At 57.3% G+C, this 24207-nt stretch carries 24 protein-coding genes; 14 read left to right on the top strand and 10 right to left on the bottom strand.

Translation table 11 applies throughout. From position 1 onward, the window contains the following. Positions 1 to 30: 30 nt before the first annotated feature. The 5 genes from PU624_RS05695 to trpS all read left to right on the top strand — a co-directional run bounded on the left by PU624_RS05695 (position 31) and on the right by trpS (position 4419). The gene (locus PU624_RS05695) at positions 31 to 1080 is read left to right on the top strand and encodes an SPOR domain-containing protein (protein ID WP_283546913.1); all 1050 of its coding nucleotides are present in this window, start codon (positions 31 to 33) and stop codon (positions 1078 to 1080) included. Between the two features lie 93 nt (positions 1081 to 1173). Then, the gene (gene dam, locus PU624_RS05700; RefSeq protein ID WP_283546914.1) at positions 1174 to 1989 is read left to right on the top strand and encodes an adenine-specific DNA-methyltransferase; all 816 of its coding nucleotides are present in this window, start codon (positions 1174 to 1176) and stop codon (positions 1987 to 1989) included. Positions 1990 to 2056: 67 nt separating this feature from the next. Next, positions 2057 to 2740, top strand: coding sequence for a ribulose-phosphate 3-epimerase (gene rpe / locus PU624_RS05705; RefSeq protein WP_136196877.1), 684 nt, complete (start codon positions 2057 to 2059; stop codon positions 2738 to 2740). Beyond that, entirely contained in the window at positions 2724 to 3401 is a 678-nt protein-coding gene (locus tag PU624_RS05710; protein ID WP_283546915.1) for a phosphoglycolate phosphatase, read from the top strand. The genes rpe and PU624_RS05710 overlap by 17 nt, the downstream gene beginning before the upstream one ends. Positions 3402 to 3417: 16 nt before the next feature. Next, positions 3418 to 4419, top strand: coding sequence for a tryptophan--tRNA ligase (gene trpS / locus PU624_RS05715; RefSeq protein ID WP_013359276.1), 1002 nt, complete (start codon positions 3418 to 3420; stop codon positions 4417 to 4419). A 57-nt stretch (positions 4420 to 4476) separates the two neighbouring features. Here trpS and cysG read toward each other — a convergent pair whose 3' ends face one another. The 3 genes from cysG to nirB are packed head-to-tail and all read right to left on the bottom strand — an operon-like array spanning position 4477 to position 8750. Continuing rightward, positions 4477 to 5841, bottom strand: a complete 1365-nt coding sequence (gene cysG, locus PU624_RS05720) for a siroheme synthase CysG (protein ID WP_283546916.1) — start codon at positions 5839 to 5841, stop codon at positions 4477 to 4479. Between the two features lie 45 nt (positions 5842 to 5886). Beyond that, positions 5887 to 6213, bottom strand: coding sequence for a nitrite reductase small subunit NirD (nirD, locus tag PU624_RS05725; protein ID WP_013359274.1), 327 nt, complete (start codon positions 6211 to 6213; stop codon positions 5887 to 5889). Next, the gene (gene nirB / locus PU624_RS05730) at positions 6210 to 8750 is read right to left on the bottom strand and encodes a nitrite reductase large subunit NirB (RefSeq protein WP_283546917.1); all 2541 of its coding nucleotides are present in this window, start codon (positions 8748 to 8750) and stop codon (positions 6210 to 6212) included. The genes nirD and nirB overlap by 4 nt, the downstream gene beginning before the upstream one ends. 221 nt (positions 8751 to 8971) lie before the next feature. On the opposite strand from nirB, the gene PU624_RS05735 reads away from it, so the two are divergent. Beyond that, on the top strand, positions 8972 to 10249 hold the full coding sequence (locus PU624_RS05735) for a cytosine deaminase (protein ID WP_283546918.1): 1278 nt from the start codon (positions 8972 to 8974) through the stop codon (positions 10247 to 10249). A gap of 35 nt (positions 10250 to 10284) precedes the next feature. On the opposite strand, the gene tsgA is transcribed toward PU624_RS05735, so the two are convergent. Beyond that, positions 10285 to 11463, bottom strand: coding sequence for an MFS transporter TsgA (tsgA, locus tag PU624_RS05740; protein ID WP_283546919.1), 1179 nt, complete (start codon positions 11461 to 11463; stop codon positions 10285 to 10287). 261 nt (positions 11464 to 11724) lie between these two features. Between tsgA and ppiA the strand changes: the two genes are divergently transcribed. The 5 genes from ppiA (at position 11725) to argD (ending at position 15069) form a co-directional block, all read left to right on the top strand. Then, positions 11725 to 12297, top strand: a complete 573-nt coding sequence (ppiA, locus tag PU624_RS05745; RefSeq protein ID WP_003852970.1) for a peptidylprolyl isomerase A — start codon at positions 11725 to 11727, stop codon at positions 12295 to 12297. A gap of 99 nt (positions 12298 to 12396) precedes the next feature. Further along, positions 12397 to 12567: a YhfG family protein gene (locus PU624_RS05750; RefSeq protein WP_090966735.1), complete on the top strand. Its 171-nt coding sequence runs from the start codon at positions 12397 to 12399 to the stop codon at positions 12565 to 12567. Further along, on the top strand, positions 12557 to 13150 hold the full coding sequence (locus tag PU624_RS05755; RefSeq protein WP_283546920.1) for a putative adenosine monophosphate-protein transferase Fic: 594 nt from the start codon (positions 12557 to 12559) through the stop codon (positions 13148 to 13150). Before PU624_RS05750 ends, PU624_RS05755 begins: the two co-directional genes overlap by 11 nt. A 41-nt stretch (positions 13151 to 13191) precedes the next feature. Beyond that, positions 13192 to 13767 carry an aminodeoxychorismate/anthranilate synthase component II gene (locus tag PU624_RS05760; protein WP_283546921.1) on the top strand — a complete coding sequence of 192 codons (576 nt, stop codon included), beginning with the start codon at positions 13192 to 13194 and terminating at the stop codon, positions 13765 to 13767. Positions 13768 to 13848: 81 nt separating this feature from the next. After that, on the top strand, positions 13849 to 15069 hold the full coding sequence (gene argD, locus PU624_RS05765; RefSeq protein ID WP_283546922.1) for a bifunctional acetylornithine/succinyldiaminopimelate transaminase: 1221 nt from the start codon (positions 13849 to 13851) through the stop codon (positions 15067 to 15069). Position 15070: 1 nt separating this feature from the next. Here the strand turns inward: argD and PU624_RS05770 are convergent, their stop codons facing one another. Further along, entirely contained in the window at positions 15071 to 17146 is a 2076-nt protein-coding gene (locus tag PU624_RS05770) for a YccS/YhfK family putative transporter (protein WP_283546923.1), read from the bottom strand. Between the two features lie 57 nt (positions 17147 to 17203). Beyond that, on the bottom strand, positions 17204 to 17836 hold the full coding sequence (crp, locus tag PU624_RS05775) for a cAMP-activated global transcriptional regulator CRP (protein WP_003852956.1): 633 nt from the start codon (positions 17834 to 17836) through the stop codon (positions 17204 to 17206). A gap of 303 nt (positions 17837 to 18139) precedes the next feature. On the opposite strand from crp, the gene PU624_RS05780 reads away from it, so the two are divergent. Beyond that, positions 18140 to 18544 (top strand): OsmC family protein, encoded by a 405-nt coding sequence (locus PU624_RS05780; protein WP_283546924.1) that lies wholly within the window; start codon positions 18140 to 18142, stop codon positions 18542 to 18544. A gap of 632 nt (positions 18545 to 19176) precedes the next feature. On the opposite strand, the gene PU624_RS05785 is transcribed toward PU624_RS05780, so the two are convergent. From PU624_RS05785 to PU624_RS05795, 3 genes are all read right to left on the bottom strand, one after another. Beyond that, the gene (locus PU624_RS05785) at positions 19177 to 20046 is read right to left on the bottom strand and encodes a phosphoribulokinase (protein WP_179898862.1); all 870 of its coding nucleotides are present in this window, start codon (positions 20044 to 20046) and stop codon (positions 19177 to 19179) included. A gap of 61 nt (positions 20047 to 20107) precedes the next feature. Beyond that, positions 20108 to 20326, bottom strand: a complete 219-nt coding sequence (locus PU624_RS05790) for a YheU family protein (RefSeq protein WP_003852945.1) — start codon at positions 20324 to 20326, stop codon at positions 20108 to 20110. A 4-nt stretch (positions 20327 to 20330) separates the two neighbouring features. Beyond that, entirely contained in the window at positions 20331 to 21347 is a 1017-nt protein-coding gene (locus PU624_RS05795) for a hydrolase (protein ID WP_283546925.1), read from the bottom strand. A gap of 57 nt (positions 21348 to 21404) precedes the next feature. On the opposite strand from PU624_RS05795, the gene PU624_RS05800 reads away from it, so the two are divergent. After that, positions 21405 to 22007 (top strand): LysE family translocator, encoded by a 603-nt coding sequence (locus PU624_RS05800; protein WP_283546926.1) that lies wholly within the window; start codon positions 21405 to 21407, stop codon positions 22005 to 22007. 1 nt (position 22008) lies between these two features. Here the strand turns inward: PU624_RS05800 and PU624_RS05805 are convergent, their stop codons facing one another. Further along, the gene (locus PU624_RS05805) at positions 22009 to 22989 is read right to left on the bottom strand and encodes a LacI family DNA-binding transcriptional regulator (protein ID WP_283546927.1); all 981 of its coding nucleotides are present in this window, start codon (positions 22987 to 22989) and stop codon (positions 22009 to 22011) included. A 236-nt stretch (positions 22990 to 23225) separates the two neighbouring features. On the opposite strand from PU624_RS05805, the gene tauA reads away from it, so the two are divergent. Further along, positions 23226 to 24203 (top strand): taurine ABC transporter substrate-binding protein, encoded by a 978-nt coding sequence (gene tauA, locus PU624_RS05810; protein WP_283546928.1) that lies wholly within the window; start codon positions 23226 to 23228, stop codon positions 24201 to 24203. The last annotated feature ends 4 nt before the right edge of the window (positions 24204 to 24207 follow it).

Consider the following 24207-nt stretch of genomic DNA (forward strand, 5'->3'; position numbering starts at 1 on the left):
TGCGGAATGCCGCTTTACGGAGGAGCCAAAATGGATGAGTTTAAACCGGAAGACGAGTTAAAACCTGACGCCAGCGACCGCCGTCCCTCGCGCCCTCGTAAGTCGTCTACCGCGGCCAAAGCACCGGTTTCGCGCCAGCGCATCATGATGGGCGTCGGGATCCTGGTTCTGCTGTTACTGGTACTGGGGATTGGTTCGGCGCTGAATGGCCCGGACGAGAAAAAACCTGCTACTGCAGGCACGACCCCTGCTACCAACAGCGGTTCCGGCAGCGAGAAGAATATCGACCTAGGCGGCTCCTCTTCCATGTCAGGTGGACAGACTCCTCCGTCAGCCGGTCAGACCACGCCAGCCACCAGCGACAATAATGCGGCCACCAGCGGTGATGCTGCCTCTAATCCGCAGCGCGACGTCTCAATGCCGCCTGTGGCGTCAACGCCTACGCAGGCCGCGCCGGTTGACGCGCCAGCGAATCAGCAGCGTGTCACGCTGCCGGGCGATCTGAACAGCGCGCTGACGAATCAGCAGCAGCAGGTCGATAATGCCGCGATGGGAACGCAGGGTGGCAGTTCACTGCCGACGGCGCCAGCAACTGTCAGCGGTAATGCCGGAACGGCCGCCAATCCTGTCGCGGCACCTTCACGTCAGACGCTGAACAAGTCCAGTGCTTCTGCCCGTCCGGCGCACGATTCATCGCATAAGACGGCCTCGAAGCCGGCAACCCGTGACAGCAAAACGCACACCACGCCAGCCCATTCGCCAGCCAGTTCTGCGCCGGCCACGGCGGCGTCAGGCAGCAGTTCAGCCAGCAGATCCGTGCCAGGCGGCAGCTATACGCTGCAGCTGAGCGGTGCATCGAAGGCGGAAAGCCTGAATGCCTGGGCGAAACAACAGAATCTGAATGGGTATCACGTCTACAAAACCACCCGTAACGGTCAGCCATGGTATGTGCTGGTGAGTGGCTCTTATGCCACACCGGCGGATGCCAAACGCGCTGTCGCGTCGCTGCCTGCGGAAGTGCGCGCGAAGAACCCATGGGTTAAACCAGTAAGCCAGGTGAAGAAAGAAGCCAGCCAATAGCGGATGTGGGGCCAGTCTCTGGCCCCGTTTTAAGCGCAGATCTGCTGTCGGTCCAGCCACAGCCTCACAAGAAGATGTAATAACCACGACAGCATGAAAAAAAATCGCGCTTTCCTGAAATGGGCAGGGGGAAAATTTCCCTTAGTAGAAGAGATCCATCGTCATCTGCCGCAAGGCGACTGTCTGGTCGAGCCATTTGTTGGTGCGGGTTCGGTGTTTCTGAACACTGAATTTGATCGCTACCATCTGGCAGATATCAACAGTGACCTGATCAATCTCTACAACATTGTCAAAACGCGCACGGCGGATTTTATCCGGGACGCGCAACTGCTGTTTACGCCGGAAGGTAACAATGAAATCTGTTATTACCAGCGGCGCACCGAATTCAACACCAGCACCGACGCCTACCAGCGCGCGCTGCTGTTCCTCTATCTGAACCGTCACTGTTACAACGGCCTCTGCCGCTATAACCTGCGTGGTGAGTTCAACGTGCCGTTTGGCCGCTATCGCAAACCCTACTTTCCGGAAGCAGAACTGTTATGGTTTGCCGAGCGCGCGCAAAAAGCGACGTTTGTCTGTGAATCGTACGATGTTACCCTGACCAACGCGGGCAAAGGCTCGGTGGTCTATTGCGATCCGCCTTATGCACCGCTGTCGGCAACGGCCAACTTCACGGCTTATCACACCAACAGCTTCAGCCTGCGTGAGCAGGAGAATCTGGCGGCGTTAGCGGCACAGCTGGCTTCGTCGGAGCACCGGATTCCGGTACTGATTTCTAACCACGACACTGCACTGACGCGTTTATGGTATCAGGATGCAGTGTTACATGTGGTCAAAGCCCGGCGTTCTATCAGCCGGAGCATAGCCGGTCGCACCAAGGTCGACGAACTGCTGGCACTTTATCGCTAGTCTGTTTCGTCCGCGACCAACGCATTACGCCAGCCTAAGTGCTGGCGCACAACAGTGGGAGAATCGGATGAAACAATATTTGCTGGCCCCTTCAATCCTTTCGGCGGACTTTGCCCGTCTGGGCGAAGACACAGCCAAAGCGCTGGCGGCCGGAGGTGACGTGGTTCACTTCGACGTGATGGATAACCACTACGTCCCTAATCTGACCATGGGTCCGATGGTGCTGAAAGCCCTGCGCGACTATGGCATCACCGCCCCCATCGATGTGCATCTGATGGTGAAGCCGGTAGATGCGCTGATCCCGGAGTTCGCCAAAGCCGGTGCTACCTACATCACCTTTCATCCCGAAGCCAGCTTACACGTTGACCGCACCCTGCAACTGATTAAAGAGCACGGCTGTAAAGCGGGCCTGGTGTTTAACCCGGCGACCCCGCTGAGCTACCTCGATTACGTCATGGATAAGCTGGATATCATTCTGCTGATGTCTGTGAACCCTGGTTTTGGTGGTCAGTCGTTTATCCCTGGCACCCTGGATAAACTGCGTGAAGCGCGCAGACGTATCGATCAGAGCGGTTACAACATTCGTCTTGAAGTCGATGGCGGCGTGAAGATTGATAACATTGGCCAGATTGCGGCCGCAGGTGCCGACATGTTTGTCGCCGGTTCCGCCATCTTCGGTCACCCTGACTATAAAAAAGTGATCGACGATATGCGCAATGAACTGGAGAAAGCCAATGGCTCGTTTCACTGATATTCGGGCGCTGGCGTTTGATCTGGATGGCACGCTGGTTGACAGCGCGCCAGGCCTTGCCGAGGCAATTGATCGCACCCTGAAGGATCTCAGTCTGCCGCAGGCGGGCCTTGAGCGTGTCTCAACCTGGATTGGCAACGGCGCGGATATCATGATGGCCCGTGCGCTGACCTTCGCGCTGGGCCGCGAGCCGCAGCCGGAAGAACAGCGTGATGCGCGGGCGCTGTTTGACCGGCATTACGCCGATACCGTGGATGTAGGCAGTACGCTGTTTCCGCAGGTTAAGCAGACGCTGGATGCGTTAAAGGCTTCCGGGCTGCCGATGGCGATTGTGACCAACAAGCCGACGCCGTTTGTGGCACCGCTGCTGGAATCACTGGGCATTTCCGATGCGTTTTCACTGATTATTGGTGGCGACGATGTGCCGGTTAAAAAACCGCACCCTGCGGCGATCTTTATGGTGCTGGGCACCTTCGGCGTATTGCCGAAAGAGTTGCTGTTTGTTGGTGACTCACGCAATGATATCCAGGCGGCGCAGGCGGCAGGCGTTCCCAATGTCGGTATGACCTTTGGCTATAACTATGGCGAGCCGATTGCGACCAGCCAGCCCGATTTAACCCTCGACTCTTTCGACGAACTTTTGCCCACACTGGGGCTGTAAATATCAGGACTTAAGTATGAAACCCATCGTTTTCAGCGGCGCACAGCCGTCCGGCGAACTGACCATTGGCAACTATATGGGAGCGCTGCGTCAGTGGGTGCAGATGCAGGATGATTTTCACTGCATTTACTGCATCGTTGATCTGCACGCGATCACCGTGCGTCAGGATCCTGCTGCACTGCGTAAAGCGACGCTGGACACGCTGGCGCTCTATCTGGCCTGTGGTATCGACCCGCAAAAAAGCACCATCTTTGTTCAGTCGCATGTGCCAGAGCACACGCAGCTGAGCTGGATCCTGAACTGCTACGCCTATTTCGGTGAACTGAGCCGTATGACGCAGTTCAAGGATAAATCAGCGCGTTACGAAGAGAACATCAACGCCGGTCTGTTCGACTATCCGGTGCTGATGGCAGCGGACATTCTGCTTTATCAGACCAATCAGGTGCCGGTGGGTGAAGATCAGAAGCAGCATCTGGAGCTGAGCCGCGATATCGCGCATCGCTTCAATGCGATCTATGGCGATATCTTCCGGGTGCCAGAGCCGTTCATTCCGAAGTCTGGCGCGCGTGTGATGTCGCTGCTGGAACCGACCAAAAAGATGTCCAAGTCAGACGATAACCGCAACAACGTCATCGGCCTGCTGGAAGATCCGAAAGCGGTCGTGAAGAAGATCAAACGCGCCGTGACCGATTCAGAAGAGCCGCCAGTGGTGCGCTACGACATAAAAGAAAAAGCGGGCGTCTCTAACCTGCTGGATATTCTGTCGGGCGTGACGGGTAAAACCATTGCCGAGCTGGAGCAGGAGTTCGAAGGCAAGATGTATGGCCACCTGAAAGGCGCCGTAGCCGATGCCGTGTCGGGCATGCTCTCTGAGCTGCAGGAGCGTTATCACAGCTTCCGCAACGATGAAGCCCTGCTGGAGCAGGTGATGCGTGATGGCGCGGCGAAAGCACGCGCACAGGCGCAGGAAACGCTGAAGAAGGTTTATGAGGCGGTAGGCTTTGTCGCGATGCCGTAATGGCTGAACAGACAAACAGGACGGCGGGCAGTGTGCCCGCCGTTTTTATTGGCCGATTCAGAACCAGCGCAGGCTGGCGCGCAGACTCACCACGCTGCCGATGATCATCAGGCTGGGGCTGATCACCTGTCCGGCTAACGCTTCCAGCTCGTCCAGTGTCCCGGTCACTACCCGCTGACGCGTACTGGTGCCGTTCTCCACCAGCGCCACCGGCATATCGCGGCGCATTCCATGCTTTATCAACTGCTGCTGAATCTCTCCGGCCTGCGCCAGCCCCATATAAAACACCAGCGTCTGCTGTTCCGCCGCCAGCGTCTGCCAGGCGAGCGTGCCCGTTTTCTGCAGATGTCCGGTAACCAGCCTGACGCTCTGCGCATGATCGCGGTGGGTCAGGGGAATACCGCTGTAGGCCGCACAGCCCGACGCGGCCGTGATCCCCGGCACTACGCTGAAGGGAATCTGCAACTGCGCCAGCGCCTCCAGCTCTTCACCGCCGCGACCAAAGATAAAGGGATCGCCGCCTTTCAGCCGCACCACGCGTTTTCCGCGCTGCGCCTGTTCGCAGAGCAGCTGGTTGATCTCATCCTGCGGCACGCAGTGATGTCCGGCGCGCTTGCCGACAAAGATGCGTTCAGCATCGCGGCGCACCAGATTCAGGATCTCATCGGAGACCAGCCGGTCATAGACAATGACGTCCGCCTGCTGAATATGCTGCAGGCCTTTCAGGGTAAGTAATCCGGCATCACCCGGACCGGCACCCACCAGCGCCACTTCCCCCTGACTGGAGATATCTGCGTTAAACAGCGCGTCGGTAATCTGCTCCGCGCGTTCACTGTCGCCGTTAGCCAGCGTCTGAGCCAGCCGCTCGCTGCTAAAGAAGCGCTCCCAGAAGTGGCGACGGGCATTGAGGGAGCCGAACTGCTTTTTCACCCGATCGCGCAGCGTGCCTGCCCGCTGCGCCAGCTGGCCGAGATGCTGCGGCAGTATCGCCTCCAGCCTCTCCCGCAACAGACGCGCCAGCACCGGCGCGCGTCCACCCGAAGAGACGGCGACCATCAGCGGGGAGCGGTCGACGATCGACGGCATAATCGCGCTGGCCGCCTGCGGCGCATCCACCAGATTGCAGAAGATCTGCTGTGTTTCGGCCGCCTCTGCCACCTGCTGATTGACCGCGTCATCACTGGTGGCGGCGACCACCAGCCAGCAGCCGGTCAGCCATTCGGGATCGAAAGGCCCTGGCAGCAGCGTGATGGCTTTCTGCTGCGCCCATTCCCGGAAGGTGGGGGAAAACACAGGGGCACCGACCCACAGCTCAGCGCCGGCCTCCAGCAGCAGGCGCGCTTTCCGCTCAGCCACGTCACCCGCGCCGACCAGCAGACAGCGTCGGCCCTGCAGGCGGCAGAATAAGGGGAAGTAGTCCATCAGAGGTCCTTAAAAAAGCCCGCGCAGGCGGGCTGTTGAGGGGCGTTACAGGCAGACTTCCACCTGTCCGGCATTAACCCGCACCGGCCAGGCCGCCACGGAGCGCGTTTCATCCTCCATGCAGTAGCCATCGCTGAGGCGAAAATGCTGCTTTTTCAGCGGGCTGGCCACCCAGAGCGCATCCTGATGTTCGGCGATAATGCCGCGTGACAGCACGCTGGCATCGGCAAACGGATCGATATTGCTGATCGCATACAGCTGCTCATCGTCGCGTGGACGGAAGATCGCCACCTGCTGGCCTTTGACCAGCGCGCAGACGCCCGTGGCGGGCAGGATCTGCGTCAGCGGGCACACCGGATTCCACTGGCTCATGATTCGGTCTCCTCAATCTGCGTTACGGCAATGCGCTCTTCGGGGCGTGCCGGGCGATGCTGGTCGCGCTCTGCCACCCATTGCACAGCAGGGTCACGCTGCGGCGAGTTGATAAAGTGGGCGAAGCGCGTCAGGTGCTCTTTATCTTCCAGCGTGGCCTGCCATTCACAGCTGACGCTGGCGCGCAGCGCGGCCAGTTGTTGCTCCATCTGGCTGTTGATGCCGAGTTTGTCATCCACGATCACGCTGCGCAGGTAGTCGATGCCGCCTTCCAGGCTCTCCAGCCACAGCGAGGTGCGCTGCAGGCGGTCGGCGGTGCGGATATAGAACATCATGAAGCGGTCGAGACAGGTGATGAGCGTCTGCTGATCGAGATCGGCCGCCAGCAGATCGCCATGACGCGGTTTCATGCCGCCATTGCCGCAGACGTAGAGGTTCCAGCCTTTTTCGGTGGCGATAATGCCGACATCTTTGCCCTGAGCCTCCGCACATTCTCGGGTACAGCCGGAGACGCCAAATTTCATCTTGTGCGGCGTACGGATGCCTTTGTAGCGGTTCTCCAGCATCACGCCGAAGCCCAGGCTGTCGCCCACGCCGAAACGGCACCAGGCGCTGCCGACGCAGGTTTTCGCCATGCGCAGCGCCTTAGCGTAGGCCTGGCCGGTTTCAAATCCGGCAGCGATCAGCTGTGACCAGATTGCGGGCAAATCGTCTTTCTGCGCGCCAAACAGGCCGATGCGCTGAGAGCCGGTGATTTTGGTGTAGAGCTGATAGCGTTCGGCGATCTCGCCAATCACTTTCAGGCCCTGAGGCGTGATTTCACCGCCGGGCGAGCGCGGGATCACCGAATAGGTGCCATCTTTCTGAATATTCCCCAGATAGAGGTCATTGCTGTCCTGCAACGGCGCGTGCTGCGGCTTGAGCACATACTCATTCCAGCAGGAGGCAAGCAGGGAGCCCACTGTCGGCTTGCACACTTCGCAGCCGTAACCCTGACCATAGCGGGCCAGCAGTTCATCAAAGGTTTTGATCTCCTCCACCTGAATCAGGTGATACAGCTCCTGACGTGACCAGGCGAAGTGGGCGCAGAGATGGTTATTGACCTCAATGCCCTGACGGCTGAGTTCGCTGTTCAGTACCTGGGTGATCAGCGGAATACAGCCACCGCAGCCGGTGCCTGCACGGGTCGTGCTTTTCAGCGCGGCCACGGTGTGACAGCCACCCTGAACCGCTTTGACGATGTCGCCTTTGTTGACGTCGAAGCAGGAGCAGATTTGCGCGCTATCGGGCAGGGAGTCGACGCCGATGGCGGGTTTATCCCCGCTGCCCGCAGGCAGAATCAGCGCTTCCGGATTAGCTGGCAGCGGAATGGCATTCAGCGCCAGCTGCAGCAGGTTGCCATAGTCGCTGGTGTCGCCCACCAGCACCGCACCCAGCAGGGTTTTCTGATCTTCGCTGATAATCAGGCGCTTGTAGACCGATTTGCTTTCATCCAGCCAGACCACGCTGCGTGCGCCTGGCGTGGTGCCTCGCGCATCACCAATGCCGCCCACATCCACACCCAGCAGCTTGAGTCTGGCGCTCATGTCTGCGCCGGTAAACGCATTGTCGCGGCCCAGCAGATGGTCGCTGGCGACCTGCGCCATTTTGTAACCCGGCGCCACAAGGCCATAAACGCGATTCTGCCAGGCGGCGCATTCACCGATGGCGTAAATGGCGGGATCGCTGGTGCGGCACTGGTCATCAATGGCGATCCCGCCGCGCTGACCGAGCGTTAATCCACACTGCTTCGCCAGTTTGTCCTGCGGGCGAATGCCGGTGGAGAAGACGATGAAATCCACCTCCAGCGCACTGCCGTCGGCGAACTGCAGCGTTTTGCCGCCATGCTCGTGATGCACAATCTGCTGGGTGTTTTTGCCGGTGTGGACCCGCACGCCCATCTGCTCAATCCTGCGCCGCAGCTGTTCTCCGCCTTGCTGATCGAGCTGTTCTGCCATCAGCACCGGCGCAAATTCAATGACGTGAGTTTCGATACCCAGATTTTTCAGCGCGCCCGCCGCTTCCAGTCCCAGCAGGCCGCCGCCAATCACCGCACCGCGTTTGCTGCGGCGCGAGCAGGCTTCAATGGCGTTGAGATCTTCAATGGTGCGGTAAACAAAGCAGTCGCTGCCTTCAGCGCCTTTGATCGGCGGGATCCATGGGTAAGAGCCGGTGGCAAAAATCAGCGTGTCGTAGTGAACCGCACGACCGGTGCTGGAGTGGATGAGCTTCTCATCACGGTTAATGGTGATGGCGCGCTCGCCCAGCAGCAGATTGACCTGATGTTTGTCGTAATAGCCATCACGAACCAGCGACAGCTCGTCGGCCGTGTGATGGGAAAAGTAAGCGGACAGGTGGACACGATCGTAGGCGACGCGGGGTTCTTCACAAAAGACGGTCAGCGAAAACAGGTTGGGTTCCGCTTTCTCAAGTAACTCTTCTATGAAGCGGTGGCCGACCATGCCGTTACCGATAACGACGACATTGTGCTTGCTCATTTTTGCCTCAAATTTGCGATATCTGCGGCTACAATAGCGCGCCCTTTCTGGCGCTTATTGATATACATCAACCACGACCCCATATACCCATTAAGAGGTATATGGTTGATTTTAATTAAGTTTATCCGTCAGGGCTAACCTGCTGAATATCCTGCATTGCCGTGAGTGGTATGAATCGTGCTAGTTTTAACCCCACAGGTTAATCGGATAAGGAATCAGCCATGCTGTCACCCAAGTGGATCAATAACGTGCGTTTACCCTGGCGGGAAGGATTGTGGCAAATCGAAATCGCCGACGGAAAAATTGCCCGAATTTCAGCTCAGCCGCAGCAGCCTTCACCGCCGGAGCAATCGCTGGACGGCGAGGGCGGCTTAGCCTGCGCGCCCTTTATTGAGCCACATATTCATCTGGATACTACTCAGACGGCGGGTGAACCGGCATGGAATCAGTCCGGGACGCTGTTTGAAGGGATTGAGCGCTGGGCCGAGCGCAAGGCACTGCTCAGCCACGAAGATGTAAAACAGCGGGCGTTGCAGACGCTGAAGTGGCAGATTGCCAACGGCATTCAGTTTGTCCGCACCCACGTTGACGTGTCAGACCCGTCACTGACCGCGCTGAAAGCGATGCTGGAAGTGAAAGCGGAGATGGCGCCGTGGATTACCATCCAGATTGTCGCGTTTCCCCAGGAGGGCATTCTCTCTTATCCCAACGGCGAAGCGTTGCTGGAAGAGGCGTTGCGGCTGGGCGCAGATGTGGTCGGTGCGATCCCGCACTACGAATTCACCCGCGAATATGGCGTTGAGTCGCTGCATAAAACCTTTGCGCTGGCTGACCGCTACGACCGGCTGATCGATGTTCACTGCGATGAGATCGACGATGAACAGTCACGCTTTGTGGAAACCGTGGCGGCGCTGGCGCATCGCGATGGCAACGGCGCACGCGTGACGGCCAGTCATACTACCGCGATGCACTCTTACAATGGCGCGTACGCCTCACGGCTGTTCCGGCTGCTTAAGCTGTCGGGCATTAACTTTGTCGCCAATCCGCTGGTCAATATTCACCTGCAGGGCCGCTTTGACACCTACCCTAAGCGGCGCGGGATAACGCGGGTCAAAGAGATGCTGGAGGCGGAGATTAACGTCTGCTTCGGCCACGACGATGTGTTTGATCCCTGGTATCCGCTGGGCACCGCCAACATGCTGCAGGTGCTGCATATGGGCTTACATGTCTGTCAGCTGATGGGCTATGAGCAGATCGATGCGGGTCTGGATCTGATTACGCATAACAGCGCGAAGACGATGCAGCTGTCAGGTTATGGCATTCAGAGCGGTAACGAGGCCAGTCTGATTATTCTGCCAGCGGAAAGTGGGTTTGATGCGGTGAGAAGACAGGTTCCTGTGCGCTATTCAGTGCGTCGTGGCGTCGTCGTCGCAGAGACGAAGCCCGCAGAAAGCGAGATTTACTGGCGGGAGCGGGAGCGCATAGACTTCCGGCGGTAAACCGCAGGGCGGCGATCGCTCGCCGCCCTGAAGGATTAATGCATGACGTGACCGTGCGTACGATGACGGCTGACAAAGCCGAGCAGGGCACACATCACAAACACCACGGCGTAGAGCGCATTAGCCGTCGCCAGTGCGGTATGCACACCGCTTTTCTCAACGATAGGCGCCGTGACCACAAAGGTCAGCATGGTGCCGACGGTGCCGCAGGTCAGAATGAAGTTCACCAGCTTCGGTGAAGCCACTTTGGTCTGCAGTGAACCCAGAGTGATGATGGTGGTGTAGATAGCACTTGAGCTGAAGCCAAGAATCATGATGATCCATTTCAGCATGCTGGCATCGCTGCTGCTGACGAACCAGTACATCAGCAGGGTTGCCAGACCCGCCAGCACCATCAGAATGCGTTGCAGATCGAAGAAGCGCAGCAGGAAGCTGAAGGCCCACATACCGACCATATAAGCCGTCCAGAAGCTACCCACCAGTTGTCCGGCATCATTGATGTTCATGCCCATGACTTTGGTGGCATATTCCGGCACCCAGGAGATAAAGCCGAGCTGGCCCAGAATGTAGCAGAGTGCCGCGACAGCCAGCAGCAGCACGCCCACACCCCATTTCTCTTTCTCAACCGTCGGACTGTTTTCAGGCTTACGCAGCACCGGGAACTCAACAAACAGCGTCATGATGAAGATGGCGACGTAGATAAAGCCGATGCAGACGTAGACCCAGTACCACGGCAGCTGACGCGCCAGCAGAATCCCCGCCAGCACCGGAAACAGCGTGCCCGCCATGCTGAAGAAGGAGTCAGTGAACAGCAGGCGTGAACCACGCTGACGGCCTTCATACATGTGGGTAATCAGGAAGGTACCGATCGACATGGTAATGCCGCTGACCACGCCCAGAACAAACATGCAGAGCGAGAAGACGGTCAGATCGCGGCTGGTCATCAGCCCGATTATCGCCAGCACCATCAGGACGAAGCCGAAAATCAGCTGACGTTTCAGTGGCACAATCACCATCAGCCAGGCGTTCAGGAAAACCGCAGCCAGAATGCCGCTGTTAAGGAAAGTGAAGGTATTACTCATGCTGGAGACGGGGATCTGGAAATCTTTTGCGATATCGCCCATTACCATGCCGGTAACGATCACCAGCGCGCCGGTCAGCGCGTAGGAGAAGAAGCTTATCCAGGTGAGGCCAATACGATTACGGTTTGTCATGTTCTGAACCTGTTGAGAACCGGGTGCCAAAAAGTGTCAGAAAGTGTAAACGGAACTGTGATCTTAATAAACAAGCAGTGAAACTACAGATCCATATTTCATGTGATGTGTGATTTTAGTCACGCAATTGCGGGGGGTTAACGTTTGCTCTCCCCATTTACCGCAACAGCGTAAATATAGGTAAAACGCTGGCTCCTGGAATAGAGTCTCTTTACAATCAATCACGTTTTTGTGCCCGCTCTCCCAGGTAAGGAATCTTTCATGTTTAAACGTACTTTAACAGCGGCCATCACCCTGTTAGCCCTCTCTTCCGTTTCCGCCCAGGCGCTGGCCGCAAAAGGTGACACACACGTTCTGCTCACCACCTCCGCCGGCAATATCGAACTCGAACTGAATAACCAAAAAGCGCCGGTTTCTGTGAAAAACTTCGTTGATTACGTCAACAACGGTTTTTATAACAACACCATTTTTCACCGCGTGATCCCGGGCTTTATGGTGCAGGGGGGTGGTTTCACCACTGACATGCAGCAGAAGCAGACCAACGCGCCGATTAAGAATGAAGCGGACAATGGCCTGCGTAACCTGCGCGGCACCATCTCTATGGCCCGTACCGCCGATAAAGACAGTGCGACCAGCCAGTTCTTCCTCAACGTCGCGGATAATGCCTTCCTCGACCACGGACAGCGCGATTTTGGCTATGCCGTATTTGGTAAGATTGTGAAAGGTCAGGATGTGGTTGAAAAAATTTCTCAGGTACCGACCAAAGATGTGGGTCCTTACCAGAATGTTCCGTCCAAACCGGTAGTTATCCTCTCCGCCAAAGTCCTGCCTTAAAGCTTTTCGTCGCCATCTGCGGATGGCGACCGCCTGCCGCCTCCGGCAAAGCCAGAAATTGCTCTTATACTTAGGGCAAAAACCTGAGCAGGAGGCGGCATGGCGAACAAACTCACCGAAAAACAGAAGGTCACACTGTGGCAGCAGCGGCGTAGCGCCAGCTATCAGGCCAGCTGTCGGCTGGAAGGCTTCTCATCGAATGAAACCAGCGTAAACAGCGATGATGCAGCCGCGCGTCTGGCGTCACTGAGGAGGCAATATGGACTCTAATACTGCCGTCAGCCAGGATCCCTACCTGTGGCAGCACGACAACGTGCTGAAAAACCTGCCCGATATTCATGATGCCGCGCAGCTGCGCAAGGCGGAACTGAGCTTCAGTGCGGCGCGCGCCGCCACGCTGGAACTGGGTCCCCGTAATCCCGGCTTGCCATATCTGCGCCAGATCCATCGCACGCTGTTCCAGGATGTCTACAGCTGGGCCGGTGAACTGCGCACCATCGATATCTGGCGTGATGAGACGCCGTTCTGTCATTTCGAATATATCGAAAAGGAAGGCAACGCCCTGATGGCCGCGCTGGAAGAGGAGAAGGGGCTGGCTGATCTGCCGCGTGATGCGTTTGTTCAGCGGCTTGCTCACTACTACTGCGAAATCAATATGCTCCATCCTTTCCGCCACGGAAACGGTCGGGCACAGCGGATTTTCTTTGAACAGCTGGCGCTGCATGCCGGTTATCTGCTGGACTGGGATGAGACGGACGCGGAAAGCTGGAAAGCGGCTAATCAGGCCGGTGTGGCCGGAGACCTGGCCCCGCTGGAGCAGGTCTTTGCGAAAGTGGTGAGCGAGGCAGCGTAACCGCGTAGAATAGCGGCGCGGTTTATCATTCTGGACGCGTCATGCTGCTGCTTATCGACAATTACGACTCCTTTACCTGGAATCTTTATCAATATTTCTGCGAGCTGGGCGCGCAGGTTCAGGTGGTGCGCAACGATGCCATCACCCTGGAGCAGATGGCGGCGCTGCCGCTGACCCATCTGGTGATCTCCCCTGGCCCCTGTACGCCTTCAGAGTCCGGCATCTCGCTGGCAGCGATCCGGCACTTCGCCGGGCAGCTGCCGGTGCTGGGCGTCTGCCTGGGGCATCAGGCGATTGCGCAGGCGTATGGCGCACAGGTTGTACGCGCGCGTCAGGTGATGCACGGCAAAACCTCCGCGATTCAGCACACCGGCCAGGGCGTGTTCCGCAATCTCAATAATCCCCTGACCGTGACCCGCTATCACTCGCTGATTGTGCAGCGCGATTCTCTGCCCGACGCATTCGAGGTGACTGCCTGGACGGTGCGTGATGGCGAGCCTGACGAGATTATGGGATTCCGCCATAAAACTCTGGCGCTGGAAGGCGTTCAGTTCCATCCCGAAAGCATTCTCAGCGAGCAGGGACATCAGTTGCTGCGCAATTTCCTTGCGCAATAAGTTGCCTTTGAGTGATTTTTTATGCATATTTTGTGATTATTATTTCAATGCAGCACAACAATCATCCAGATGGGGTTACTAATGGCAGCGGAAAAAATTGCGGTCACGCGGGAAACGTTCGATAACGTTATTTTGCCTGTTTATGCACCTGCGCAGTTCGTGCCGGTTAAAGGCAAGGGCAGCCGTGTATGGGATCAGCAGGGCAAAGAGTATATCGATTTCTCGGGGGGTATCGCCGTCACCGCACTTGGACACTGCCATCCCGCGCTGGTGGAGACGCTGAAAAGCCAGGGCGAGACGCTGTGGCACACCAGCAACGTCTTCACCAACGAACCGGCGCTGCGTCTCGCCAGTAAGTTAATCCAGGCGACCTTTGCTGACCGTGTTTTCTTCGCCAACTCCGGTGCCGAAGCCAACGAAGCCGCCTTTAAGCTGGCGCGCTACTACGCCTGCAAACGTCACAGCCCGTTTAAAAGTAAGATCATCGCCTTCCATAACGCTTTTCATGGCCGGACGCTGTTTACCGTCACGGTTGGCGGCCAGCCAAAATATTCTGACGGATTCGGTCCGAAACCGGCGGATATCGTTCACGTGCCGTTCAATGACCTGGACGCGGTGAAAGCGGTGATTGACGATCATACCTGCGCCATCGTGGTTGAACCGATTCAGGGTGAAGGCGGCGTGGTGCCCGCGACGCAGGAATTTATGCAGGGACTGCGTGCGCTTTGCGATCAGCATCAGGCGCTGCTGGTGCTGGATGAAGTGCAGAGCGGCATGGGACGCAGCGGCAAGCTGTTCGCCTATGAGCATTATGGCATTCAGCCCGATATTCTGACCTCAGCCAAAGCGCTGGGCGGTGGCTTCCCGGTGAGCGCCATGCTCACCACCAACGAGATCGCCTCGACCATGGCGCCGGGCGTGCATGGCACCACCTATGGCGGTAATCCGCTGGCCTGCGCCATCGCCGAAACGGCGCTGGATATCATCAATACGCCAGACGTGCTGGAAGGCGTTGAGATGCGTCGCCAGCACTTTGTTACGGCGCTGAAGGCCATCGACGCGAAGTATGATCTCTTCAGCGACATTCGCGGTAAGGGGCTGCTGATAGGTGCGGCGCTGAAACCTCAGCATGCAGGCAGATCGCGCGACATTCTGAATGCCGCCGCCGCTGAAGGCGTGATGGTGCTGGTGGCCGGAACCGACGTAATGCGTTTTGCGCCGTCACTGATTATCGAACCGGCCGACATTGAAGAGGGCATGAGCCGCTTCGCCACCGCCGTCGGCAAAGTGCTCAACGGCTGACTTAGTTTTTACGTAAGCGTCGGATCAGCCAGCGGCCATGTTGCGGTCGCTGGTTCCACGCCAGCGATGAAATGGTGTACATCACGCTCAGATGATCGAGAATGCGCCGCACATGCTGCTCCACCACCGTGATCGGTCCCTCAGTGATATTCTCCAGGTCATCCAGCAGGTTCACCTGCGAGCTTTCACCATCATATTCCAGCCGCTGCTGACACCGCTGCAGCGCGATTTCACAGGATTGCAGATAGCGTTCAGCCAGTGAGGCCGTCAGCATGGTGTGCTCGCGCGCCAGAATCGTTATCGCATTGATATGCTCGACAATAAACTGGCTGTGCGTGACCCAGAGCCGCATATCACTCAGATAGCGGGCGTTGAATGCCGGTTCCTGCATCGCCTGATTGAGTGAGTTAAACAGCGCATTGTGAGCCTGATTCACCTTCACGCGCTGATAAGCCAGTTTCTCGGGTGACTGTTCGTCGCCCAGCAACAGCCGCAGCGCATCCTGATAGGTTTCCAGCGCGTCATGGGCATTCTGCCGCAGTAAGCCGCTCTGCCACTGCGGCCACAGCCACAGCATCCCGCCAAAGGCGATCAGACAGCCCATCAGCGTATCCATCAGTCGCGGCAGCAGAAACTGCGCGCCATTCAGCGACAGCAACTGCAGCGAGTAAACCGCCGTGACCGTAAAGCCAATCATCGACCAGCCATAGAACTGGCGGGTAAAGCGATAGCTGATAAAGGTTATTGCCAGCATGATCATCAGCACCAGCGACTCCGGCACGGCCAGGCGCAGCGTGGCGGCCGCGATGACCAGACCGGCAAAGGTGCCCAGCGCCCGGTGCTGAATGCGGACACGGGTGGCGCTGTAGCCGTTCTGGCTGACGAACATAATGGTCATCAGGATCCAGTAGGGCTTAGGGATGTTGAAGAACAGCGCCAGCGCGCTGCCCAGCATCAGCATGACCGCAAAGCGACCGGCCGTGCGCAGCGCCGACGAGCGAAACGAGAGATAACTGCGCAGCGCCGGTAACAGCGGCAGACGGCGCTGGCGGTCCGCCATCAGATCGCGCTGATACAGGGGTTTCTGGGTGCGCAGGACCCGCGCAATGCGGTTGAAGTGGTAAAGGCAGAAGTTACCTACCGGATTGTCGGGATGCTGATGGGCGATCTTCTCCAGCGCGCCGAGCTGTTTATCCATCGCAAAGCGATCGGGTAGCTGGTGATAAAGGATGTTATCCGCCAGCACCCGCAGCCGGGCCGAGATGGTTTTGGCATTCCAGCGGATGACCGCTTCGGCATGGCTCTGTTCGACCAGCTTCTGCACCTCTTCCGGCCGATGCAGGCTGACTGAGATGTGCTCCTGCAGATCCAGCGCCACCTGAAAGGCGCGCGTCAGCCGCTTATGGCTGTGATCGCGGCTGGCCGACAGCATGTGCATCTGCTGATAACAGGTGTTGATCAGATCGACCACTTTCTGCTGACGCGCCAGCAGCGGCGGCAGGGCCTTTTCCGGATCGGTGAGCTGAGTCAGCAGGGTATATTTAGCGTCGCAGTAGTTAGCCAGCTCGCGGTAGATGAGGCTGAGGCTCTCGCGCATCGGCTGCTCTTTCCACAGCCAGAACCAGAACCAGTTAAACACCCCATACCAGAGCGTGCCGCCGATATAGAGCAGCGGGGTGACATAGATGGGCATGCGGCCAATCAGGCTGAGGGTAAAGATAGCGGCGATAAGGGTGCCGGGCAGCAGGCGGCCATGCAGCGGACTGATTTCACCGGTGACGCCGAGCAGCAGGGGCATGGCGAAGAGGATCAGCGGCAGTGGGATAGCATGCAGGGTGAGCCACTGAATGAGAAAGCTGCCGAGGGCAAACAGGCTGCCGCCAACAATGAGACGTTTGAAGAAGCGTTTATGCGGGGTATCCAGACCGGCGATGTTGCAGCAGGCGGGCACTAAGGAGAACAGCAGACCTTTTTGCAGGTCGCCAGCCAGCCAGCCCAGCGCCACCGGCAGACAGAGCACCAGCGTTTGCCGCAAGGCGTAGTTAACTTCAGGATGGTAAATGATTCGACGCCACATCGGCCCAACACAAACAATAACGGCGTGATGTTGCCATCACGCCGTGGGTGACAGGAATTAACGGGTGCCGTAAACGACGATGGTTTTGCCGTGTGCGGAGATCAGGTTCTGATCTTCCAGCATCTTCAAAATACGGCCCACGGTTTCGCGTGAACAACCAACAATCTGGCCAATTTCCTGACGAGTGATTTTAATTTGCATGCCGTCGGGATGCGTCATGGCATCTGGCTGTTTCGCCAGGTTGAGCAGGGTCTGTGCAATGCGCCCGGTGACGTCGAGGAAAGCGAGGTTACCCACTTTTTCAGACGTGACCTGCAGGCGACGCGCCATCTGCGATGAGAGTCGCATCAGGATGTCGGGGTTAACCTGGATCAGCTGACGGAATTTCTTGTAAGAAATCTCCGCCACTTCGCACGCGCTTTTCGCACGTACCCAGGCGCTGCGCTCCTGGCCTTCTTCGAAGAGGCCAAGCTCACCAATGAAATCGCCCTGATTCAGGTAGGAAAGAATCATCTCTTTGCCTTCTTCATCTTTAATCAGAACCGCGACGGAACCTTTCACGATGTAGTAAAGCGTTTCAGCTTTTTCACCTTGGTGAATCAGCGTACTTTTGGATGGATACTTGTGAATATGGCAATGGGACAGGAACCATTCGAGTGTAGGGTCTGTTTGCGGTTTGCCGAGAACCATTCGCTATTATCCTCTGTTGTAATCGTGCCCAAAATACAGGGGGCAGTTTTCCCTGTCAGGCGGTGAAAGCTTCAAGCGTTTCCATTTCAGGAAATCATTCGGGCCGCATCAGGCGCAGTGCGCATCATCCTTCCCGGCTTCGTCATCGGGTGACGAAAAATATTTTCAGCACTGTTTGTAGCACAGCTTTTGCCGACTGTCTTCTGTTGTCTCGCTTCAGCTACAGGCGGATTTCTCTGGATTGCTGTTTACCAGGCGAAAGCGTACTCTGGCGACAAAACAGCGTATTCCGGAGCAAAAATCATGCAGGCAAGAGTGAAATGGGTAGAAGGGCTGACATTCCTCGGAGAATCCTCATCCGGCCACCAGATACTGATGGATGGCAATTCGGGTGATAAAGCGCCCAGCCCAATGGAGATGGTGCTGATGGCGGCCGGTGGATGCAGCGCGATTGATGTGGTTTCAATTCTGCAAAAAGGCCGCAATGATGTGGCTGATTGTGAAGTAAAACTGACCTCAGAACGTCGTGAAGAGGCGCCGCGAATCTTTACGCACATCAACCTGCATTTTATCGTGAGTGGTAAAGCGCTCCAGGATAAAGCGGTCTCACGCGCCGTGGATCTTTCTGCTGAAAAATATTGCTCGGTGGCCATCATGCTGGGTAAAGGTGTGACGATGACGCATAGCTATGAAGTGGTTGAGCTGTAATGGCCGCAGGGATCATCGCAGACCTGTTAACTTCACTTCTAGTGTCTGATGCAGGTTGCTTTAAGACTGTGCCTGCGCAGAGAACCGGGTCAGATCGGAAAGACACAAAAACCGCCATCCATGGCATGCTCGGCCCGCGCGATTACGCACCTCATCCCTGAGGTGCGCCCGTTGCCGGGCCAACGCGTTGCGTTGTTCAAAAACGCTCCCGGCGTTTTTGTCCCAGGCGCGGGACGCTTTCCTCTTCTGACCCGGTTCCCTGCGTGTTGAGCTTATCTGTTGCTGTCAGATTCTTTGTATGCAGGTTTTGTTTGTAGCGGCCTTACTGAAACCGGATGCGGTTGCCGGACGTGAAGCGAAGGGAGCATACGCCTGTAGCAAAGCATAGCGGGCCAGGGACAAAAACGCCGGGAGCGTTTTTGAACAACGCAACGCGTTGGCCCGGTACGGGCGCACCTCAGGGATGAGGTGCGTAATCGCCCGCGCTGAGCCTGCCAGGGATGGCGGTTTTGCGTCTTTGCGAAAGGCGTATGCTCCCTGCAGCCTGCTCAGCAGTAAGCCTTTATCCGCAGAAAAGCCGGTTTTAAATTTTGCGAAAGGCATCTGCTATCTGAGGGTTTTTTGCTGACCTCTTACTCTATCCGTTTACCTTCCATCAGCCGTTTTACCAGCGGGCCCATGATCAACTCCATCGCCAGACCCATTTTGCCGCCGGGCACGACGAGCGTATTAATGTGCGAGATAAACGATCCCTGCAGCATCGCCAGCAGATAGGGGAAGTCGATATCTTCCAGCGCCTGAAAGTGAATCACTACAAAGCTCTCATCCAGTGACGGAATGGCGCGGGCCGCGAACGGGTTTGAGGTGTCGACGGTCGGGACGCGCTGAAAGTTAAGGTGTGTGCGTGAGAACTGTGGCGTGATGAAGTTGATGTAATCCTCCATCGAGCGCACGACGGAATCCATCACCGCTTCGCGTGAATGACCGCGCTCGCCGGTGTCGCGCACCAGCTTCTGAATCCACTCCAGGTTAACAATCGGCACCACGCCAACCAGCAGATCGACCTGTTCCGCGACGTTGTGCTGCGCCGTCACCACGCCGCCGTGCAGTCCTTCATAAAAAAGAATGTCGGTGTTCTGCGGCAGTGGCTGCCAGGGCGTAAAGGTGCCGGGCACCTGATTCCACGGCACCGCTTCATCGTAGGTGTGCAGATATTTACGCGACTGCCCCTGTCCGCTTTGACCATACTCTTTAAAGCTCTGCTCCAGCAGACCAAAGTCATTGGCTTCCGGGCCGAAATAGCTGACATGACGTCCTAAATCGCGCGCCTTACGAATCGCCATATCCATTTCAGGGCGGGTAAAACGGTGAAAACTGTCACCTTCCAGCTCGGCCGCATGGAGATCGAGCTGCTGAAAGATTTTGCGAAACGCGAGGCTGGTGGTGGTGGTTCCTGCGCCGCTGGAACCGGTCACCGCGATAATGGGATGACGTGCAGACATAGAAAAGCTCCCTGTGAGGTCGGGCGATGAGCATTGTTATCATGAAATGGTGCCGGGTGCATCAGCCACGAAATTCTTTGCGCGGCATGATATTGACCGATTCATGCAGTTCCGACCACACCAGCACGACTTCGCCGGTTTCCAGCTGACGTCGCACATCAGCCACCTTGTCCAGCAGGCTGCGTTCCTGCTCGCCGTAGTCTGTGCCTTCGCGCAGCACAAAGGTTTCAATCAGATTTTCAAGGGTCTCAGGTGAGACCTGTTGCCAGGGAATAATCACGAGATCAGTTATCCAGAAAAGGGGCGATCCACTGCGGGATGCGCTGTTCCAGCCACATTTCAGGCTGGCGTAACGTCCCGCCGACAAAACCTACGTGGCCGCCGTGGGGTGTCAGTTGATAAGTAATAGTGGCAGATAATTGGCTGCTGTGCGGGATCACCTCATCACTCATAAAGGGATCGTCTTTCGCGTGGATGATCAGCAGCGGTTTCTCTGCGTGCTTCAGCCAGGGCATGGCGCTGGCGCGATGATAGTAATCGGCCGCATCGACAAAACCGTGGGCGCGGGCCGTAATCGCATCATCAAAATCGCGCAGTCGCCGCAGCACTTTGAGCTGCGCCAGATTGACCGGCAGCGTGTCCGGCCAGGCGTGCAGTTTGCGGCGGGCGTTTTTCTTGAGCTGCGCCAGCAGGTAGTACTGATAGAAGCGCGAGAAGCCGCGTTCCAGTTTGACGCTGCACGGTTCCAGCAGCAGCGGGGCGGAGACAATCACGGCCGCATCGACCTCAGCGGCTACGCCTTGCTGACCCAGCAGACAGCCCAGCATGTTGCCACCCAGCGAAAAACCAACGGCAGCGGTGGGCACGTGGCCCCAGCGGGTGCGCAGCCAGTGCAGGAAGAAACGGGCATCTTCGGTTTCGCCGGAGTGATAGATGCGATTGAGCCGGTTAGGCTCGCCGCTGCAGCCGCGAAAATGCATCACCACGGCCAGCCAGCCGCGCGCGCGGCAGATGTCCATCAGGCCATGAATATAGGGGCTGTGAAAGCTGCCCTCCAGGCCATGAAATAGCACGACGCGCGGTTTATGCTGCGCCCGCTGGGGATCTTCGCTCCAGGCGAGATCGACGAAGTCGCCATCCGGCAGATCGAGGCGCTGCCAGTGAGGATCGAACGCGCTGTGGCGACGTAACAGGCGTGGCAGCATCGTCTGCAGATGCGCGTTACGCAGACTGTGAGGTGGCGTGAAGTGCTCGTTTTCCGGTCCGGTAAATTTCATGTGGTAAAAGCTTGTCTGTTCCATATCACACTGTTAGCTTCGATGAGTTTTTTCTTGCAGGGTAAGGAGTACCCGATTGCCATGGAACTGAGTCTTTTCTTATCAATGTTGGGATTTCTTTGGGTCGCGGCCATTACGCCGGGTCCCAATAATATGTTACTCACCGCCTCGGGCGCTAATTTTGGCTTTCTGCGCACCCTTCCGCTGATGATCGGCATCATGATCGGCATGCAGGTGATGCTGCTGATGGTGGCCTTTGGCGTTGGCGGTCTGATTCTGCTCTATCCTTCGCTGCATCTGGTGCTGAAAATCGCCGGTAGTCTCTATCTGCTCTGGCTGGCGTGGAAGATAGCGACGTCCAGCTATGAAAAGCTGGAAACGGATCAGGCGCCGGATGCGCCAATGCCGTTCTGGCAGGGTGGGCTGTTGCAGCTGATCAATCCCAAGGCCTGGCTGATGGCGCTGGGCGCGGTCGCCAGCTTTAGCCTGGCGGGTGATGCGTATCGCCATTCGGTGATGGCGATAAGCGTCGGCATGTTTCTGGTTAATCTGGTGTCGGGCGTGATCTGGATGGGATTTGGCGCGATGATCGGCCGTATTCTGCGCAGCCGCCGCGCCTGGAAAATCTTTAACCTCGCCATGGGGCTGCTGACCGCCGCCTGCGTGCTGCTAATCTGGCACTGAGTCAGCTGGATGCGCGTTCAACGCGCGTCCAGGGCAGCACCTCACGAATCACCGGCGCGTTCGGGTTACGGATCTTCTGCAGCAGTAGCTGCACGCTGCGCGCGCCCAGCTGATTCATCGGCTGTTCAATAGTGGTGAGCGGCGGATTCAGGCTGCGGGTAAACGGCACGCCATCAAATCCGACTACCGCCAGATCTTCCGGGACGCGCAGACCCGCTTCCAGCGCCGCATGTACCACGCCCACCGCCAGCACATCTGAAACCGCAAACACCGCATCCGGCGGTTCCGGCAGCGCCATCAACTCCCTCAGCCCCTGGCTGCCCGCCTCAGGAGAGATTTCGTAAGTATAGGAGACGCCGGACCACGCATACCCCAGCTCCTCAATCGCCTGCCGGTAACCCTTTTCACGATGATGCGAGTAGAGGTAACGCATGTCGCCATTGACCAGCCCGATACGTTTACGTCCCTTACCCGCGAGGTAATGAACGGTGTCGCGCGCGGCTTCAAGGTGATCAATGCTGACCGAGGAGGCGGGGATATCCGGATCAAATTCACAGCACTGCACCCAGGGCGCACCGGCGATCAGCGCCTGGAGATCCTGCAAACCGGAGGCGGCATCCATCGTAATCACGCCATCCACCACTTTTCCGGTCAGCAGCGAGAGATAGGCAGCTTCACGCTGGAGTTGTGAGGCGGAGTTGCAGAGCAGGATGTGATAGCCATGCAGTTCCGCTTCGGCCTCAATGCCCTGAACCACGCGTGAACAGAACGGGTTCGTGATATCCGAGATCAGCACCAGCAGCATGTGGCTTTGCGCCGTGCGCAGCTGACGCGCCAGTAAGTTGGGCTGATAGTCGCAGGCAGAGATTGCCGCCAGAACTTTCTCACGCGTATCGGGCTTTACGCCAGGATGCGCGTTGAGAACCCGCGATACCGTGGCTTTGGACACGCCAGCCAGCTGAGCGACTTTCTCGATCGACATCGGATTCACAGACCTTAACAGGCAATAATGGGGAACGCATATCAATAGCACAGGGACAATGTGAGCGCCTGACATTTTTGCTTACTTTAGCTATTTTCAGCATTTGCGATTTTCAGCTTAGTTTTGCAGATAGTGATCTAAGAACTTATTTCTATTAGGGATAATTTTTAATTCCTTTATGAAACTATTGTGCGCAGAGACACTGCCTCCACGATAAAAACGGTGGGGTAGTGATCATGGCAGCAACACGTTTAACTTTCTTGGCCGCAGCGCTGGCGCTGCTGGCATTTCAGGCTGATGCGGTCAATGTCACCGTCGCGTACCAGACCTCCGCCGAACCGGCAAAAGTGGCACAGGCTGACAATAGCTTTGCGAAAGAGAGCGGGGCCAGCGTCGACTGGCGTAAGTTTGACAGCGGCGCAGGGGTATTACGCGCGCTGGCGTCGGGCGACGTCCAGATCGGTAACATCGGCTCCAGTCCGTTAGCGGTCGCGGCGGCGCAGAAGCTGCCGATCGAAGCCTTTTTGCTCGCCTCTCAGCTGGGCAACTCTGAAGCGCTGGTGGTGAAGAAAACCATCACGACTCCCAAAGATCTCATTGGCAAGCGCATCGCGGTGCCGTTCATCTCCACCACCCACTACAGCCTGCTGGCTGCGCTGAAACACTGGGGCATCAAGCCGTCGCAGGTACAGCTGATCAATCTGCAGCCGCCTGCGATTATCGCGGCCTGGCAACGTGGCGACATTGATGGTGCTTACGTCTGGGCGCCTGCGGTGAATGAACTGGAGAAAGAGGGCAAGGTGCTGACCGATTCTGCGGAAGTGGGAAGCTGGGGATCGCCAACACTGGATGTCTGGGTGGTCCGCAAAGATTTCGCCGAACAGCATCCGGAGATCGTGACCGCCTTTGCCCGCAGCGCGCTTGATGCACAACAGGCCTATCTTAACAGCCCCGACAGCTGGCTGAAGCAGCCCGATAATCTCAGCAAACTCTCTCGCCTTAGCGGCGTGCCGGAAGCGCAGGTGCCGGATCTGGTGAAGGGCAATACCTATCTCACGGCGCAGCAGCAGGTTGAGCAGCTGGGCAAGCCGGTCAATAAAGCCATCGTCGATACCGCTCAGTTCCTGAAGGCGCAGGGCAGAGTGCCGCAGGCGGATAACGACTACAGCAGCTACGTGACCTCCCGTTTCGTCGCGCCATTAGTTAAACCGTAAGGAG

It is taken from the genome of Pantoea sp. Lij88 (assembly GCF_030062155.1).
Taxonomy (GTDB): Bacteria; Pseudomonadota; Gammaproteobacteria; order Enterobacterales; family Enterobacteriaceae; genus Pantoea.